13 protein-coding genes are annotated in these 16,202 nt (G+C 63.1%); 5 read left to right on the top strand and 8 right to left on the bottom strand.

Going from position 1 to position 16,202, the window contains the following annotated elements:
- Positions 1-341: 341 nt before the first annotated feature.
- Positions 342-3,491 (bottom strand): excinuclease ABC subunit UvrB, encoded by a 3,150-nt coding sequence (uvrB, locus tag AC0L3L_RS16160; RefSeq protein WP_473638290.1) that lies wholly within the window; start codon positions 3,489-3,491, stop codon positions 342-344.
- Between the two features lie 111 nt (positions 3,492-3,602).
- Positions 3,603-4,853 (bottom strand): hypothetical protein, encoded by a 1,251-nt coding sequence (locus tag AC0L3L_RS16155; RefSeq protein ID WP_473638289.1) that lies wholly within the window; start codon positions 4,851-4,853, stop codon positions 3,603-3,605.
- Between the two features lie 142 nt (positions 4,854-4,995).
- On the opposite strand from AC0L3L_RS16155, the gene AC0L3L_RS16150 reads away from it, so the two are divergent.
- The gene (locus AC0L3L_RS16150) at positions 4,996-6,036 is read left to right on the top strand and encodes a CapA family protein (RefSeq protein ID WP_473638295.1); all 1,041 of its coding nucleotides are present in this window, start codon (positions 4,996-4,998) and stop codon (positions 6,034-6,036) included.
- Between the two features lie 132 nt (positions 6,037-6,168).
- Positions 6,169-7,140, top strand: a complete 972-nt coding sequence (locus tag AC0L3L_RS16145) for a hypothetical protein (RefSeq protein ID WP_473638294.1) — start codon at positions 6,169-6,171, stop codon at positions 7,138-7,140.
- Here the strand turns inward: AC0L3L_RS16145 and AC0L3L_RS16140 are convergent.
- A complete protein-coding gene (locus AC0L3L_RS16140; protein WP_473638288.1) occupies positions 7,137-7,646 on the bottom strand; it encodes a hypothetical protein in 510 nt (169 codons plus the stop codon). The genes AC0L3L_RS16145 and AC0L3L_RS16140 overlap by 4 nt on opposite strands.
- A gap of 949 nt (positions 7,647-8,595) precedes the next feature.
- Between AC0L3L_RS16140 and AC0L3L_RS16135 the strand changes: the two genes are divergently transcribed.
- A complete protein-coding gene (locus AC0L3L_RS16135) occupies positions 8,596-9,534 on the top strand; it encodes a diacylglycerol/lipid kinase family protein (RefSeq protein WP_473488722.1) in 939 nt (312 codons plus the stop codon).
- A 91-nt stretch (positions 9,535-9,625) separates the two neighbouring features.
- Here AC0L3L_RS16135 and AC0L3L_RS16130 read toward each other — a convergent pair whose 3' ends face one another.
- The 4 genes from AC0L3L_RS16130 to AC0L3L_RS16115 form a co-directional block, all read right to left on the bottom strand.
- A complete protein-coding gene (locus tag AC0L3L_RS16130; RefSeq protein ID WP_473527738.1) occupies positions 9,626-10,549 on the bottom strand; it encodes an NAD(P)-dependent oxidoreductase in 924 nt (307 codons plus the stop codon).
- Positions 10,546-11,757, bottom strand: coding sequence for a mandelate racemase/muconate lactonizing enzyme family protein (locus AC0L3L_RS16125; RefSeq protein ID WP_473638287.1), 1,212 nt, complete (start codon positions 11,755-11,757; stop codon positions 10,546-10,548). Before AC0L3L_RS16125 ends, AC0L3L_RS16130 begins: the two co-directional genes overlap by 4 nt.
- Positions 11,754-13,370, bottom strand: a complete 1,617-nt coding sequence (locus AC0L3L_RS16120; protein WP_473638293.1) for a GMC family oxidoreductase — start codon at positions 13,368-13,370, stop codon at positions 11,754-11,756. Before AC0L3L_RS16120 ends, AC0L3L_RS16125 begins: the two co-directional genes overlap by 4 nt.
- A gap of 163 nt (positions 13,371-13,533) precedes the next feature.
- Positions 13,534-14,013, bottom strand: coding sequence for a GNAT family N-acetyltransferase (locus AC0L3L_RS16115; protein ID WP_473638292.1), 480 nt, complete (start codon positions 14,011-14,013; stop codon positions 13,534-13,536).
- 210 nt (positions 14,014-14,223) lie between these two features.
- Here AC0L3L_RS16115 and AC0L3L_RS16110 point away from each other — a divergent pair, with 210 nt between their 5' ends.
- Complete coding sequence (locus AC0L3L_RS16110) at positions 14,224-14,619, top strand: acyl-CoA thioesterase (RefSeq protein ID WP_473638286.1); 396 nt, start codon at positions 14,224-14,226, stop codon at positions 14,617-14,619.
- Between the two features lie 490 nt (positions 14,620-15,109).
- Here the strand turns inward: AC0L3L_RS16110 and AC0L3L_RS16105 are convergent, their stop codons facing one another.
- On the bottom strand, positions 15,110-15,478 hold the full coding sequence (locus AC0L3L_RS16105) for a winged helix-turn-helix transcriptional regulator (protein WP_167391288.1): 369 nt from the start codon (positions 15,476-15,478) through the stop codon (positions 15,110-15,112).
- 92 nt (positions 15,479-15,570) lie between these two features.
- Between AC0L3L_RS16105 and AC0L3L_RS16100 the strand changes: the two genes are divergently transcribed.
- Positions 15,571-16,176, top strand: a complete 606-nt coding sequence (locus AC0L3L_RS16100; protein WP_473638285.1) for an NADPH-dependent FMN reductase — start codon at positions 15,571-15,573, stop codon at positions 16,174-16,176.
- Positions 16,177-16,202: the final 26 nt, after the last annotated feature.

Here is a 16,202-nt window from a genome sequence, read left to right as displayed (position 1 = left end):
ACGGGGGCTGCGCGGCGGACACGCCAACGTCACCGCTGAATGCCACGCCATTTTTGCAGAACTTGACGCACACAACTGCTGACGGTGGTGGTCGAAAGTCACGCAGCCCCTCCTTTCAAGACGTTGAGTTATGGAAACTGGCTACACCAGGGGCAGGGCCGATGGCAAGCGGCACCGCCAATAGGGCTTCAGACAAGCGGTAGCGCCGATCTCCGGAGCAGGCACTGTCGGCGAAGCTGCCGATCTCCCCCCTTGCGGGGGAGATCGGATGTCGCTTCGGCTTCGCCAATCATCAACGCTGGAACGTGGTGAGCAGCGCAAATTTGAAGCAATTGCCTGCCCTACCGTCCCGGCCTGCCCGTCTTACCCGGCCGGCGCTTTTCACGGCGGGCATCGGCTGGATCTTCGTAGGAACCGATGCCGGCACGTTCGCGCTTGACTGGCTTGTCGCCCTCAACAGGCTTTTCGGTCCGGCGCACGGTCATCTCGTCGAGCGAGTTCTTCTTGAACAGCGGCTTGGTCGAGTCGCCGGGGATGCCGAAATCGGAGCCGTGCGCCTCTTCGGCCGACTGTTTCTTGAACAGCGAGCGCGACACCGCCCCGGCGGGCGTCGGCATGTCGGAGCCCGGACCCATCGCATCGAGCGAAGGCTTGGCGAATAGCGGCTTCTTGACCGGCACGGCGCCGTCTGCGCCCATCTCGTCGAGCGCGGGCTTGCGGAAGAGACCCTTGCCGTCATCGTCGACCGTGCGGTGAATGGCGCGGCCCTTGTTGTGCTTGCCCTTCTCGCGGCCCGAAACCGGGCTTTCCATATCGGCATATTTGGCCAGCGGATCGTCGGAGATGGACAGTTCCATCTCGCGCAGCCGCTTGATCTCGTCGCGGATGCGGGCCGCCTTTTCGAAGTCGAGATTGGCGGCGGCGTCGCGCATCTGCTTGTCCATCGCGTCGAGATGGGCTTTCAGATTGTTGCCCATCATGGCGCCGGCGCTGTCGGTGAACTGCGAGATGTCGGCGCGGACATGATCCTTCTCGTAGACCGAGTCCAGGATGTCGGAGATGCGCGACTTGACCGATTCCGGCGTGATGCCGTTGGCCGCGTTCCACTCCATCTGCTTTTCGCGACGGCGGTTGGTCTCGGCCATCGCCCGCTCCATCGAGCCGGTGACCTGGTCGGCGTAGAGGATGACCTTGCCGTCGACGTTTCTGGCGGCGCGGCCGATGGTCTGGATCAGCGAAGTTTCGGAGCGCAGGAAGCCCTCCTTGTCGGCATCGAGAATGGCAACGAAGCCGCATTCGGGAATGTCGAGACCTTCGCGCAAAAGGTTGATGCCGACCAGCACGTCGAAGGCGCCGAGGCGCAGGTCACGCAGGATCTCGATGCGCTCCAGCGTGTCGATGTCGGAGTGCATGTAGCGGACGCGAATGCCCTGCTCGTGCAAATATTCGGTCAGGTCCTCGGCCATGCGCTTGGTCAGCACGGTGACCAGCGTACGGTAGCCGGCCTTGGTGGTTTCGCGGATTTCGCCGACGACATCATCGACCTGGGTCTTGGCCGGGCGCACCTCGACCGGCGGATCGATCAGGCCGGTCGGGCGGATGACCTGCTCGGCAAAGACGCCGCCGGACTGCTCCATCTCCCAGGCGCCAGGCGTCGCTGAAACCGCGACGGAGAGCGGGCGCATGGCGTCCCATTCCTCGAAGCGCAACGGCCGGTTGTCCATGCAGGACGGCAGACGGAAGCCGTACTCGGCCAGCGTCGCCTTGCGGCGAAAGTCGCCGCGATACATGCCGCCGATCTGCGGTATGGTGACATGGCTTTCGTCGATGAAGACCAGCGCGTTGTCGGGGATGTACTCGAACAAGGTCGGCGGCGGATCGCCCGGCTGGCGGCCGGTGAGATAGCGCGAATAGTTCTCGATGCCAGCACAGGAACCGGTCGCCTCAAGCATCTCCAGATCAAAGCGGGTGCGCTGCTCCAGCCGCTGCGCCTCGAGCAGGCGTCCTGCCCGTTCGAGTTCGACCAGTCGGTGCTTGAGCTCTTCCTTGATCGACTTGATGGCCTGGTTCAACGTCGGGCGCGGCGTCACATAGTGCGAATTGGCGTAGATCTTGACGCTCTTCAGCTCGCCGGTCTTCTGGCCGGTCAGTGGGTCGAACTCGGTGATCGCCTCGATCTCGTCGCCGAACAGCGAAATGCGCCAGGCGCGGTCTTCCAAGTGGGCAGGGAATATCTCGATCGTGTCGCCGCGCACGCGGAATGAGCCGCGCACGAAATTGATATCCTGCCGCTTGTATTGCTGGGCGACGAGATCGGCGAGCAGCGCGCGCTGGTCGAGCCGATCACCGATCTGCATCTGGAAGGTCATCGCCGTGTAGGTCTCGACCGAGCCGATACCGTAGATGCAGGACACCGAGGCGACGATGATGACGTCGTCGCGCTCCAGCAGCGAGCGCGTCGCCGAATGGCGCATGCGGTCGATCTGCTCGTTGATCGAGGATTCCTTTTCGATGAAGGTATCCGTCCGGGGCACATAGGCTTCCGGCTGGTAATAGTCGTAGTAGGAGACGAAATACTCGACGGCGTTTTCCGGGAAGAATTTCTTGAACTCGGAATAGAGCTGCGCAGCCAGCGTCTTGTTGGGGGCGAGGATCAAAGCAGGGCGCTGCGTCTCCTCGATCACCTTGGCCATGGTGAAGGTTTTTCCCGAGCCGGTGACGCCGAGCAGCACCTGGGTGCGGTCGTTGTCGTTGACGCCTTCCACCAGATCCTTGATCGCCGTCGGCTGGTCGCCGGCCGGCTCGAAATCCGACACCATCGTGATGACGATGCCGCCTTCGGACTTTTCAGGCCGGGCAGGGCGGTGCGGCGTCCACAGCACGCCGTCTTTGTGCAGCGGGTTGCCGGATTCGATCAGCGCCGACAGCGCCGCAACGGTGGCGGTGACGCCGCCGGAGGCCATGGTCTCGGCTTCCTCCAGCGAAACATCGAGGCCGGCAACTGGATTGAGACCGGCTGCGGTGCGCTCCCGCGCCGACGCCGCGCCGCCCATTGAGGTGCCCCGCGCCGTGCGGCCGGGGGAGGAGGAGCGTTCGGGGATCTTCTTTTGCTTGGCGCCTTCTCTCCCCCTCGAGGGGAGGGCGGCGGCGGAGCCGCCGGGTGGGGTCGGTGCGGCAGCGCTCGGCGATGCCTTATGTTGAGCGCTTCCTTTGCCGACCCCCTCTCTCGCCTTCGGCGACATCTCCCCCTCAAGGGGGGAGACTTGGCGCCCTTCCTTTTCGGCTTCCTGCTCGATCTGCTCGGCCCAATCGGCGATCGAGCCGGTCAGCGGCGCGCCTGAAAACTCGGTCTGCGGCGTCTCGGCAAAACCGCCCTTGTGCAGCGGCTCCGACGCATCGAGGAAATCGGTCAACGGGCTGCGCCGCTTGGGCGGCGAAGCACGATCATCACGCGCCGGCGGCGGCGTTTTTTTATCAGAAAGTTTGGCCATGCCCCGAATATGGGAGGTATCGGCCAAAATGGAAAGAGCGGAGTGACGAGGGGCGCGAGAGGAAACCAAACTCCTGACACAAGGGTGTCAGGAGCGATGTCGAAACCGCGCTCAGTTGAACCACAGCGCAAATGTCAAAAACCCGGCGCCGCCGAACTGGCGCTGGATCTGGTCGAACTCTTCGCTGGTGAGGATCTTTCCGCTCTCGAGATAGGGCGCGATAGCCGGGCCGGTGATCGATAGCACCAGGTCGAAGGGCTTTGGTTCGTCAAAGAAGCGCTTCATATTGATGCCTTTGTCGGCGAAGCGGAAATGCGGCAGCAAGATGCGGCCTTCGAGCAGGTCCTCGGCCATATCAAGCGCGGCGTGCCAGGCTTGGACCTGCTCCTCGCCGACTTCCAGGCCGGTGAGCGGGCTGGCGCCTTTCTGTTGCGGGCCAGGCAGCCATTCGCGGTCGTTGTCGGTCTCGGCGCGGATCGCCTTCCAGTCTTCGCGGGACAGCCGGATCATTTCCATGAGATGGCGGCGCGCCGCCTGCCGCCGCTCCGGTTCGACCACCGGCCAGTTGACCAGATGGACCAGCGAGATGAAATCGGCGATGCGCCATTCGGACGACAACATGCCGCCGCTCATGCCGCCGTCCAGCGGAACGAGCGTGTCCTGCAGAGGCAGTTTGGCGCGCGGGAACAGCATGTGGAACGAACCGTCGAAGGCGTTCCTGAAATCATGGGCGAGCCAGAAATCGGCCTGCGCCATCAGGAATTCGGCATAGCCCTGCAGCCAGTAGCCATCGGCGCGGTCGAAGCGGAAGGTGAGGGCGGGTGCGGCCGGGTCTGGCGCGCCGCCGCGTGACAGCGATGCCATGATCGCGGCGGCGCTTTCGTCCGGCGCGATCTGGCCATCCTCGTTGAGGTCGATGCCGAGACGTGTGAGGTCGACCTCCATGCCGATGTCGGCATCGGCAGGCACGGATCCAAGCGTGGCGGCGGACTTTTCCAACCGATCGCGGAAGGCGACCAGGATGGCGCGGAAGTCGTCGTAGGTCAGCGGCTCGGGATTGGGATTATCCGGCACCGGCAGCCGCATCAGCGGCAGTATGAATGATTGCGGGCTTTCGAAACCGTGCCGGTGCAGGCCGCCGGCCAGGATCTCCAGCGCGGTGAAGAATTGGCCGGCGCCCGCGGCGTAGGCCGACGCGGGATCAGTGGGCGCAGCGGCTTCCAACGCGGTAAGCGTGCTGTCGCGGTCGGCTACGGTTTTTGCCTCGAACAGGGCGGCCGGTTCGGGGGCTGCGGCACCGGCAGAAGCAACCGGCAGCAGCAGAATAAGGGCGGATGCCAGCAGGCTCGAAAATCGCGTCATCTTGGTCCTCCGGTATGCTGTTCGGCGGCAAGCATACACGCAAGTCGCGTGCCGCGCCTTGTCCGCACGATTCCGAACAGAGGCGCTTCGCTATATCGGGCGCATCGTCTACCGTAGCAGTTCATTCCGGTACAGGCTGCGCGTGTCGAACTATCCGCTTTCCTACAAATTGTCTTGGCTGCCGCGTTTCCTGAAGCCGACGCTCGGCGGCGACGCTCGTGGTTTTGCACCGGCGGCAGGAACGATGATCGAGCCGCCGCCTGAGCGGACGGCGCGGCTCGCCTTTGTCGGCGATATCTCGGCGGTGGCCAATCGCAGTGCGCCGCAATGCGACCCGGCGATCGCCACGTTGCTCGGCTCCGCCGATCTGGTGGTCGGCAATTGCGAAAGCCCGGTGGTGGAGCGACCGAGCGCGGCGATGGGCACGAAGCTTGGCACCCGTCACGCCATGACCGAGCGGTTTCTTGCCGAGACGCTGGCGGCCGTCGGCATCTCGCGCGAGAAACTGGTGCTGTCGCTCGCCAACAATCATGTGCTCGATCAAGGCGTCGAGGGTTTCGACGAGACCGTGGCGGCGCTGAATCGTCTCGGCATCCGCAGCGTCGGTACCGCCGCCGGCGATCCGGTCGAACGCCTTGCGGTCGGGCCGCTGACAATAGGCTTCGCCGCTTTCACGCTGTGGCGCAATGCCGGCGCGGCTGCGTTCGCGGGCCGTGTGTCGATGCAAGGCGACCCGGCACGATGGCCGCGCGGCGCCGCCGTCGACCTCACCTGTGCCGTGCCACACTGGGATTGGGAATTCCGGCATTTTCCACAGGCTGAAACGCGGGCACTGGCACGGTATTTGGCCGCGCAAGGCGTCGGGCTGATCGCTGGCCATCATGCCCATGTCGTGCAGCCGGTGGAACGGATCGGCAAGGCGCTCGTCGCCTATGGGCTCGGCGATTTTCTTGGCACCGCCTTGGCGCGACAGCCATGGCCCGGCCGCATCGGCGGCATCCTGACCGCCGATGTCAGCGCTGATGCCGACACGCGTGGCGCCATTGCCGCCTACCGGCTGCATCCCTTCATGCGGCTGCGCGCCGGCGATCATGAGCGGCTGGTTCCCTTTGAGGCGCTGGAGGGCGCATTAAGGCAAAACGTTACGGACCGTTTCGTTGCGGTTTTTGGTAACGGGAATTGATGGCCACAGTTGACTGATGGCTCAGATAAATCGTGTGGGCTCACCACCATCCCAACGCTGTAGTCGCGCGACTTTTCGCAAGATCGGCTATTGTCCGAGCTGGGTGTTCGGTCTTTCGACGGTGGGATGGCGATGGAAGCAGCGGATTTCATGCCTGATGATACTGACATCGCCGGCATCAAGAGCAATCTCGCGGCCTACGAGGCCGAAAGGGCTTCGGCCTACTGGCAAGTCCGCTGGCGGGTGCCGCTGTTCGTCGGCCTGGTGCTGGTGTTCGTGGCGCTGGTGGCCTGGCTTTTCAACATGATTGCCGATCCACACGAGCAATGGTTCTCGACTCCGCATGTGTTCCTCTATGTCATCGGGTTCGTGGCGGCGATCCTGCTCTATTTCCAGGCGATCAAGCCGACGAGCACATTGCAGCAATCGTTCCGCAAGACGCTGCTGCCGATCATCTTCGGTTTCATCGAGGACATGCGCTACCAGCATGATGTGACGCCGAATTCGTTCGATCGGCTGCCGCGCGAGACGATCGGCACTTTCAACACCAAGCGCTTCGACGACATCGTATCCGGCCGCTACGAGGGATTTCCGTTCGAGCTTTACGAAGCGGATCTCCGGCAAGGCACGGGCAAGAGCGGCACGATAGCATTCAAGGGGATCGTCGTTGCCTTCGAGACGATCGTGCCGTTCCCCGGCATATTGGTGGCCGCCCGCCGGACTGACATGGCCGTCGGGTTCTTCCGCGGCATGTTCGCCAGCAGGATGCAAGAATTGTCATGCGGCGTGCCCGAGCTCGATGCCGCCTACGACTTCCGCACCGACAATGTCGAGGCGGCGCAGCCGCTGGTGAGCGGCAGGCTGGCGCAGGCACTCACATGGCTCAGCGAGACATGGCCCGATGATCCAGCGCGGGTTGCGCTCAATGGTAGCGATGGTTTTCTACTGTTGCCGCAGACGAAGGATTTTTTCGAGCTGCCTGATATCTCGGTGCCGCTCGACTACGCCAAGCATGTCGCGCCGATGATATCAGACATCGGCGCGATGCTGGCGACGGCTGCGCTGGTGCGCAAGATCGGTGCAAAGGACGAGGCAGCGGGTTAGCCGCCGGGCATCTTGGCCGCCAGCCAATTCGCCGACCGCTTGGCCATGCCGATGGTCGCGGATGCGGCGCGGCCAAGGTCTGTCTTGACGACGCCGTAGCCGTTCTTTGTGCGATACAGCACCGGGCGTCCGCTATCGACCACAGAGTCATAGGCAACCGGTGTGGCAGCTTCTGTTTCCGTCGCCGTTGCCTGCGATCCGACAGCAACGTTGGGCCGATGGCTCAATTCCAAGGGGAGCGGGTCGGTGCCTGTCTGCGCTGCCGTCGTCAACGCGGGCATTGAGGCCGTCGCGGCAAGCTGCGATGACGGCGTTTGCGTCGTGCGACATATGCCCGAGATCAGCGGGTAGTTGAAATTGCGCGCGTGCAACGTCTGGCTTTTCATGGCCGCTTCGCAATCGGCGATGGTCGACCACTTGGCCGGCGTCTCGCCAATATATTCGCAAAGCCTGGCATCGCAGTCGCAGCCGACGATGGTCATGGCGACAAGGGCGGTCTTGATCACGGTCTTGTCCCTTCGAGTTGCTTGAAAAATACCGCCGGGGTTCTTCGCGTGACCGAACAGGATGCGCGACGCTCAGGCATCGTCAATCACCGTGGAACAAGGCGGGATTTGGCCGCGATTATGGAATGAGCGTGAAGGGTACGCCACGGAACCTTTCACCATTGCTGACTGTGGCCGAAAGGTCTCACCAATCGTAGATGTGTTCGACTTGACGTCTGCTGCAAAGCTTCTGAATCAACGTCAGGAAGTTTCCGTCCGGGGCGATCGTAGTCGATCCGATGCGCGTGAGCCTGGCGGTCAAATCGCGAGAGAAGCCCAAACGACAGTCGGCGCCGGGATTTCTCCCGGCGCCTCCCTGTCAGATCAGGACACGGTCGCGGCAGCAACTTCCGTAAAGACGTCGCGCCATGCCGGCCTTGATGTTGACGGTCCTGCCAGTCACCGCCCGAGGGCAGCGTCCGTTCGGGACCTCGCCAGTTCCACCCTTGCGAGCTTCGTCCAGCGCGCCATCGAAGGTTTTTGCCGTCCTTCATGGCAGCATCGGTCCGCCGTAGGCGTTCGCACGCTTTCCGCGGCCCCGTAGGTCTCGGCATCCCTCCTCAAATCAGGCAAGCCTGCTTTCGTTCGGGGCCGTACGGGCCTCAGGAAATCCGCCGTTTCGCTTTGCCTTTCGACTTGGCGATCGGTAGCCGCCTGAGATGGGTTTAACATACGGGGGATAAGCGTTTGGCGAAACAGCCACGAGCCTGTGGATAGCGGGATTATCGGGGACTGAACTCGGCGGCCGAGCGTTTTTTTTCGACGAGATGCAGGGGCGGATCACGCCCTCATCTGCGGCGAGCAGCAAGATCGAACATTCGGCCCTTGCCCCACAGAGCGGCGCGGGCTTCAATGCCGGCAAAGGATTTTAGGACAGCAGTGTCGTTGCCGTCCTTTGGGGAGGGCGTTCTTGAAGGTCGGGGTGGTTCTCAATCCGATTGCCGGTGGCGGCCGGCTCAAACGGCATTGGCCGGAGGTCAGTGCTTCGCTCAGGAAATATTTCGGCGATTTCGAGCTGCGCGAAACGCAGGCGACCGGCGATGCCGAACGGCTGGCGCTCGTCCTTGCCGCCAGCGGCTTCGACCTGGTGATCGCGGCGGGCGGCGACGGCACCGCCAGCGAAGTGGCCGACGGGCTGCTGCAGGCGTTTGCAGAAAGCGGCCGGACGGCCGAGCTTGGCCTGCTGCCTTGCGGCGCCGGCATCGATTTCGCCCGCGGGCTCGGTCTTTCGGACGAGGTCGACTTGACGCTGAAGCGCATCGCCGAGGCCAAGGCTCGCAGGGTCGATGCGGGCCGCATCTCCTATGTAGATGACCATGGCGCGCTGGCCAGCCGTCATTTCATCAACATTGCCAGCCTCGGTCTTTCGGGCGCTACCGACCGGGCGGTCAACGCCGACAAGCGCAAGGGCAAGGTGTCGGCCAAGGCGCTGTTCTACTGGCGCACCGTGTGGGAATTCATGCGCTACCGGTTCCAGGACGTTGTGATCACCGTCGACGACGGCGTCCCGGTCGAGGCGCGCGTGGCGCTGGTGGCGGTGGCCAACGGAAAGTTCTTCGGCGGCGGCATGATGATCGCGCCGGATGCCGAACTGGACGACGGGCAGTTCGACATCGTCATCCTGCGGGCGGCGGGCAAGTTGAAACTGATCTGGGATATCCGTCTGCTCTATGGCGGGCGGCATCGCAACCATCCGGCGATCACCATTTTGCGCGGCAAGAAAGTGGTTGTCGAACCGTTGGGCGATGTCCAGAAGAACGGCGCGCTGGTCGACGTAGACGGTGAATCGCCGGGGCGCATACCGGCGACCTTCGAGATCCTGCCGGGCGCGCTTACGCTGAGGTATTGAATCAACGCGCTGAGAGACTGATTCAGGTCGTTACGGGCGTGATTTCGGCGATCCAGTCAATGTACTGAAATCGCGTGACAATTACCTGATGTCAGACGTCGACCTTGGCGGGGAAACCAGGCGCACGAAGGTCGGTCCCGACCGCATCTTCCAGAAGCTTGACGATCATGGTCGACCAGGCGCTGCCGCCATAGGTGTTCTTGCCTTGTTCGAATATGGCGTTGACGCGCGAGGCAAGCTCGAGCGGCACGCCGAATTTCTCGGCCATGTCCAGTGCGAAGCCCAGGTCCTTCAATGCGAGGTCCATGGTGAAACCGATATCGTAGGAGCCGTTCAGCACCAGCTGACTCTCGGTCTCGTGGACGAAGCTGTTGCCGGACGAGGCTGATATGGCGTGGTAGGACTGGGCAAGATCCAGCCCGCCCTTCCTGGCCAGCATGAGCGCTTCGCCGGCGGCGACGAGATGGATGAAGGCCAGCATGTTGGTGATGACCTTGATCACCGCCGCCGAACCGATCGGCCCCATCAGGAAAGACCTTGCGCACATCGCGTCGATGGCCGGACGGTGGCGCTTATAGAGTGCCGGATCGCCGCCGACCAGTGCGGTGATCTTGCCGACGGCCGCCAGATGCACGCCGCCAGTAACTGGACATTCGAGCGTCTCGACGCCGCTTGCCGAAGCCAGGAATGCAAGGCGCACAATCTCGTCTTGGCCATTGGTCGACATCTCGATCCAGCTTCCGCCCTTGGGCAGGCCTTCGAGCAATCCGCCGGGACCGGCCAGCACCGCCTCGCTGATATCAGGCGACGGCAGGCATGTGATGGCGTTGCCGGCCAGGGCGGCCGCCTCGGCTGGGCTCTTTGCGGCGGTCGCGCCGAGCGTCAAAAGGCGCTCGACAGCCGCGGGATCGCGGTCGAAGACGGTGATGGTGAAACCATTGCGGATCAGGCTGGCGACGAGGTGAGCGCCGAGATGGCCAAGGCCGATGAAGGCGTACCGCTCGCGCGCGCTCACGGCATCAACGGCGTCTGCATCATCTGCAGATGCAGGTCCGTACCGGTCCAGGGATGCGCCTCGCAGACGGCTTCGTCGAGCTCGACACCAAGGCCCGGTTCCTTCGACGGAATGACGTTGCCGTCCTGCCACTCGATCTTCTTCTTCAGCAGCTTTTCGTGAAAACCGTCCCACTGCTTCAGCGATTCCAGGATGAGGAAGTTGGGCAAGGTCACGGCTAGCTGGATGTTGGCCGCACCGACGATCGGCCCGCAATAGCAGTGCGGTGCGATCTGGATGTGATAGGCCTCGGCCATGGCGGCGATCTTCTTGGTTTCGAGAATGCCGCCGGAGCGGCCGAGGTCAGGTTGCAAAATGGTCGCCGCGCGGTTCTCGATAACACGGGCGAATTCGAACTTGGTCGTCAGCCGTTCGCCGGTGGCGATCGGGATCGGCGTGCCGCGCGCCACCTGTGCCATCACTTCCGGCATGTCGGGCGGCACCGGTTCCTCGAACCACAGCGGGTCGTAAGGTTCGATGGCGCGGGCCATGCGCAGCGCGCCCGATGCGGTGAACTGGCCATGCGTGCCGAACAGGATGTCGGCCCTTGTGCCGACCGCCTCGCGTATCGCCTTGATCATGCGGGCGGAGAGATCGATGTCGACGAGACGCGGCTGGTGACCGTCAAAGGCGGTGTAGGGGCCGGCCGGATCGAGCTTGACGGCATTAAAACCCTGCTCGACATATTCGAGCGCGCATTCGGCCGCCAGATCGGGATCGTTGTAGACGTTCTTGCCGCGCGCATCCTCCGAGTGGACGCTGCCGCTGTGCGGATAGAGGTAGGTATAGGAACGCAGCGTTTCGTGCACCTGCCCGCCGAGCAGCTTGTAGACCGGCTTGTCGGCCTCCTTGCCGATAATGTCCCAGCATGCCATTTCGAGCGCCGAGAAACAGCCCATGCCGGAAACGTCTGGGCGCTGGGTGAAGCCGGACGAATAGGCGCGGCGGAAGAAGTTCTCGATGTCGTGCGGATCGCGGCCGACGAGATAGCGTTCGGCCATGTCCTCGACCATTTTCGCGGTGACATGAGCCGAGAAGGTGGCGTTGTAGGCCTCGCCATAGCCGACCACGCCGCCGTCGGTGGTGAGCTTGACGAAGATGAAATACTTGCCGCCGATGCCGGGCGGCGGATTGCCGACAACCCAGGTCTTCACCTCGGTGATTTTCATTTTTGATCCTCCAGAACCAGTTCGGCGCCCTTCCATCCGGTCATGATCGAGGCGGCGTTGGTGTTGCCGGTGATGCTGTCGGGAAAGATCGAGGCGTCGATGACGCGCAAGCCGGCGAGGCCGTGAACTGTCAGGCGCGGGTCGACAACGGCGCGCGCAGCGTCCGGTCCCATGCGACATGTCGAGACCGGGTGGTAGACGGTGCCCGAACGTTTCCTGAAATCCTGAATGAGATCCGTGTCCGAGGTGATTGATGGGCCCGGCAAAACCTCTTCCTCGATGATCTCGGCCATCGCCGGCATGGCGGCGATCTTCCGGATGAACTTCACCGCCGCCAGCATTTCGGCGATATCAGCCTCGGTCGAAAAGGCATTGGCGACGATCTTCGGATAATCGCGCGGATTGGCGGAGCGGATCATGATCCCGCCACGGCTCGATGGACGGCAGTTGGACAGGCCGATGGAAAAGCCCGGCCACGGATCTGGGGTCAGGATCGGGCGTTCGCCGCTCTTCGGGATGACGGTCGAGAACGCCTGGAAATAAAGCTGCATGTTGGGCCGTGAAAGAGCCGGGTCGGTGCGGAAGAAGCCGCCGGCATTGTTCATCGACAGCGACAGCGGGCCGGAGCGCATCAGCATGTATTGCATGCCGACCATGAGCTTGCCCCACCAGGGACGCAGGATCTGGTTGAGCGTCGGCAGCCTGCCCCGATACGTGTAGTTGATGCCGACATGGTCCTGCAGGTTTGCCCCGACATTCTCATTGGCATGAATGACGGGAATGCCGAGAGCGCCAAGGAGCGCCGACGGGCCGACCCCGGAAAGCTGAAGCAACTGGGGGGAATTGATCGAGCCGCCCGACAGGATGACTTCGCGGCCGGCGCGGACAGTTTTCGTCTTACCGTTCTGCAGGTACTCGATGCCAACGGCGCGCTTGCCCTCGAACAGGATCCTGGTCGCCAGCGCATTGATCTCGACGCGGACATTGTTTCTCTTCATCGCCGGGCGCAGGAAGGCGCGGGCAGCCGACATGCGGCGGCCGTTTTTGGTGGTGATCTGATAGATGCCGGCGCCCTCTTGGGAGGCGCCGTTGAAATCCGGATTGAACCGCAGGCCGGCCTGGTTGGCGGCCGCCAGATAGCGCTTGGTGAGCGGATGGACTGAGGTCGAGCAGTCGGTGATATGCAGCGGGCCGCCAACGCCGCGCCACTGGTCGGCGCCGGCCTGATTGTCCTCGAGCGCCTTGAAGACGGGCAGCAGGTCATCGAAGCCCCAGCCGGGGTTGCCGGCCGCTGCCCAAGCGTCGAAATCCTCGCGCGCGCCGCGGATCCAGACCATGGCGTTGATCGAACTCGAGCCGCCGAGCAGCTTGCCGCGCGGCCAGTGGTCGACATTGCCGGCGAGCCCCGGGTCCGGCTCGGTCCTGTAGTTCCAGTTGACCGCCGGGTCGAAGAAGGTCTTGCCGTAGCCGAGCGGCATCTGCACGTAGAAACGCCGGTCGGTGCCGCCGGCTTCGATCACCAACACCGAGAAGCGGCCGGAAGCCGACAGTCTTTCGGCCAGAACCGAACCGGCCGAGCCGGAGCCGACGATGATAAAATCATAGGTCTGCATGGTGGCTGCGGTCGGCTCCGAATTCTCGCTCAACCTAGACGCCGCAAGCCGCCGCGATCCGCGGAGCTTGCGGCATCGCCTGTGAAAAAAGCGACCGGCACTTCGTTTGCATTCGGTGTCCTGCCCGAAGCGGCCCTTGCCTCGTGGGCAAGCGGTCCAAGCATCATACGCCATCATCAGAATTTTGCTTGAAATCATAACGCATGATCGGGCGGGCTGGCACCCCGCGAGCGACGACCCTGAACCCGGCGCGAGCGAAGGTGGAGGCGTATCCACTGCCGGAAGCGCTCGGCGAAACGTCGGCATCAAAAGGATAGGCTTCAAGCGCGGGGGCGTTTGCGCGCCTTGCAGCTTCCAGCGCCGCTGCGATCAGGTGAGATGTGATGCCTTGCCGGCGGTATTTTTTTCGCACGTAGAGGCAGGACAAGGACCAGACCGGCGCGTCATCCACTCGCTTCAACTGCCACAGCCGATCGAGCCAGGGCACGGCATTTCGGGGCGTCACCTGGCACCAGCCGACAGCAGTACCGCCGTCGAAAGCAAGTACGCCTGGAGGCGGACCATGCTCGACGGCTTGCCGGAACGCAGCCTTGTTTTCCTCGCCTGGTCGCTTTCGATAAGAACTGCCGATCCGCCCGTACATACACCAACAGCGACTGCAGACGGCGCTCTCCCTGAACAGGTCCTCGAGCGCGGCCCATAGATCTGGCGTCAGAGGGCGCGAGGTAAGTTTCATGTCAGCTGCCTTTCTCAACTCACCGTGCGCAGTTTAGCACCTGGCTGTGCGCGTTGACGCATCGGTGCCATCCCGATACGGGATCGGGAGAAGATCGATATCGAGGGGATTTGGCGCATGGTGCATCACGCGGACGGCCGGCCGATTGGCGATCTGACGCTCAGGACGCTGGCCATGCCTTCGGACGCCAATGCAGCGGGCGACATTTTTGGCGGCTGGGTGATGGCACAGATGGACCTTGCCTGTGGCATCCGCGCCGCCGAGCGCGCCAAGGGCCGCGTGGTGACGGCGGCGGTGAAGGAAATGTCGTTCGCCAAGGCGATGAAGATCGGCGACACGCTGTGCATCTATACGCATGTCGAGCGCGTCGGCCGCACCTCGATGACGCTCAAGGTCGAGGCATGGGCACAGCGCTACCTCTCCGACCTGATGGAAAAGGTCACCCACGCCGACTTCGTCATGGTGGCGCTGGACAGCGAAGGCAAGCCGAAGGCCGTTCCGGCGGAAAGCTGACCGGCTGGATGCAGTCAGCTTAAAGTCGAACGGCAACGCGCTGCCAGCCTCTCGCAATGAGACGTGAACAGCGATGCTATGACGCTTTTCATATTCGCCTTCGCACATTTTCGTGACCATGTCCGGCAGGACATGGGAAAAACAATGCGTCAACGATTGCTGAACGGCGCATTGGCAGGCGCGCTTGCCGCCTTGTTTTGCCTGATGGCAAAACCGAGGTCAAACGAGACGAGGCCGAAGCCAGTTGCGCCGCCGAAAACCACACCCTCAAGCGGCAAGTGACGAGGTGCGAAATCTGCGTTACGACGACGTAAGAAACCGGCGCGATGAGCGTGAGCAATTGCGGCGAAGGGGCGGCCTGCGCCATCGACGGCAAGGTGGCGATCGGGCCCGAAATCTAACCGGACCGAAAGCCGTCTGCGGGCCGGCAGCAGATGCAGCCGTAGAACTACGCTACGCGCCGTGCGCAAACCCTTGCAGCGCAAGAGTTTCAGGCATGAAGCCCATCGAACCTCGCCCGCGCGGCCTTGACCCGCTCGGTGTTCTTGCGCGCCCAGTCGCCGAGCGCGCCGACCGGCACAAGAAGCTCGTAACCAAGGTCGGTCAGTTCGTAGTCGACGCGCGGCGGAATGGTCGGGAACACGGTGCGGGTGACGAAGCCGTCGCGCTCAAGCCCGCGCAATGTGGTGGTCAGCATCTTCTGCGAAATGCCGCCGACGGCGCTGCGCAATTCGTTGAAGCGCAGCGGCCCGTCACCGAGCTTGCCGACGACGAGTACGGTCCATTTGTCGCCGACGCGCTGCAGGATTTCCGAGATGGCGCGGCAGTCCTCGGTGCGGTGCGGGTGCCTTGGTAACAAAAAGGTGCCTCCTTGCGCCTCGTGGGTGCAGTCACTCATATAGCTCAGGTATCTAAACGATACCAGAAATTTGCCTAAAGGAGAGCCCCTCTATGTCCAAACCCAAAATCGCCATTGTCGTCGGTTCGACCCGCGCCGCACGATTTGCCGACGTTCCGACCCAGTGGATCGCCAAGATCGCCAGGTCGCATGCCGACATCGACGTGGAAGTGGTCGATCTGCGCGACTTCCCGCTGCCGTTTTTCGACGAGGTCGCATCGTCCGCCTGGGCGCCGTCGCAAAATGAGGTGGCGCAGCGCTGGCAGAAGAAGGTCGCCGAGTTCGATGGCTTCATCTTCACCGCCGCCGAATACAACCATGGCCCGACCGCCGTGCTGAAGAACGCGATCGACTACGCCGCCAATGAATGGAACAAGAAACCGGCTGGCTTCGTCGGCTATGGCAGCGTCGGTGGCGCGCGTGCCGTCGAGCAGCTCAGGCTGCATGCCGTCGAGCTGCAGATGGCGCCGGTCAAGTCGGCAGTCCATATTGCCTGGGGCGATTTCCTTGCCGTCCGGCAAGGTGAAAAGAAGCTCGAGGAGCTCGAGCACCTGAACCAGGCGGCGACTGCATTGGTCAACGACGTTGCATGGTGGGCCAAAGTGCTGAAGGCGGCGCGTCAAGCCGACGCGGTGGCCGAAGAAGTCAAGGCGGCCTGAGCCGCAGACCAGAACAATCCTCCCAA

It is taken from the genome of Mesorhizobium sp. WSM4849, assembly GCF_055811385.1.
This window is presented reverse-complemented; position numbering and strand designations above follow the sequence as displayed.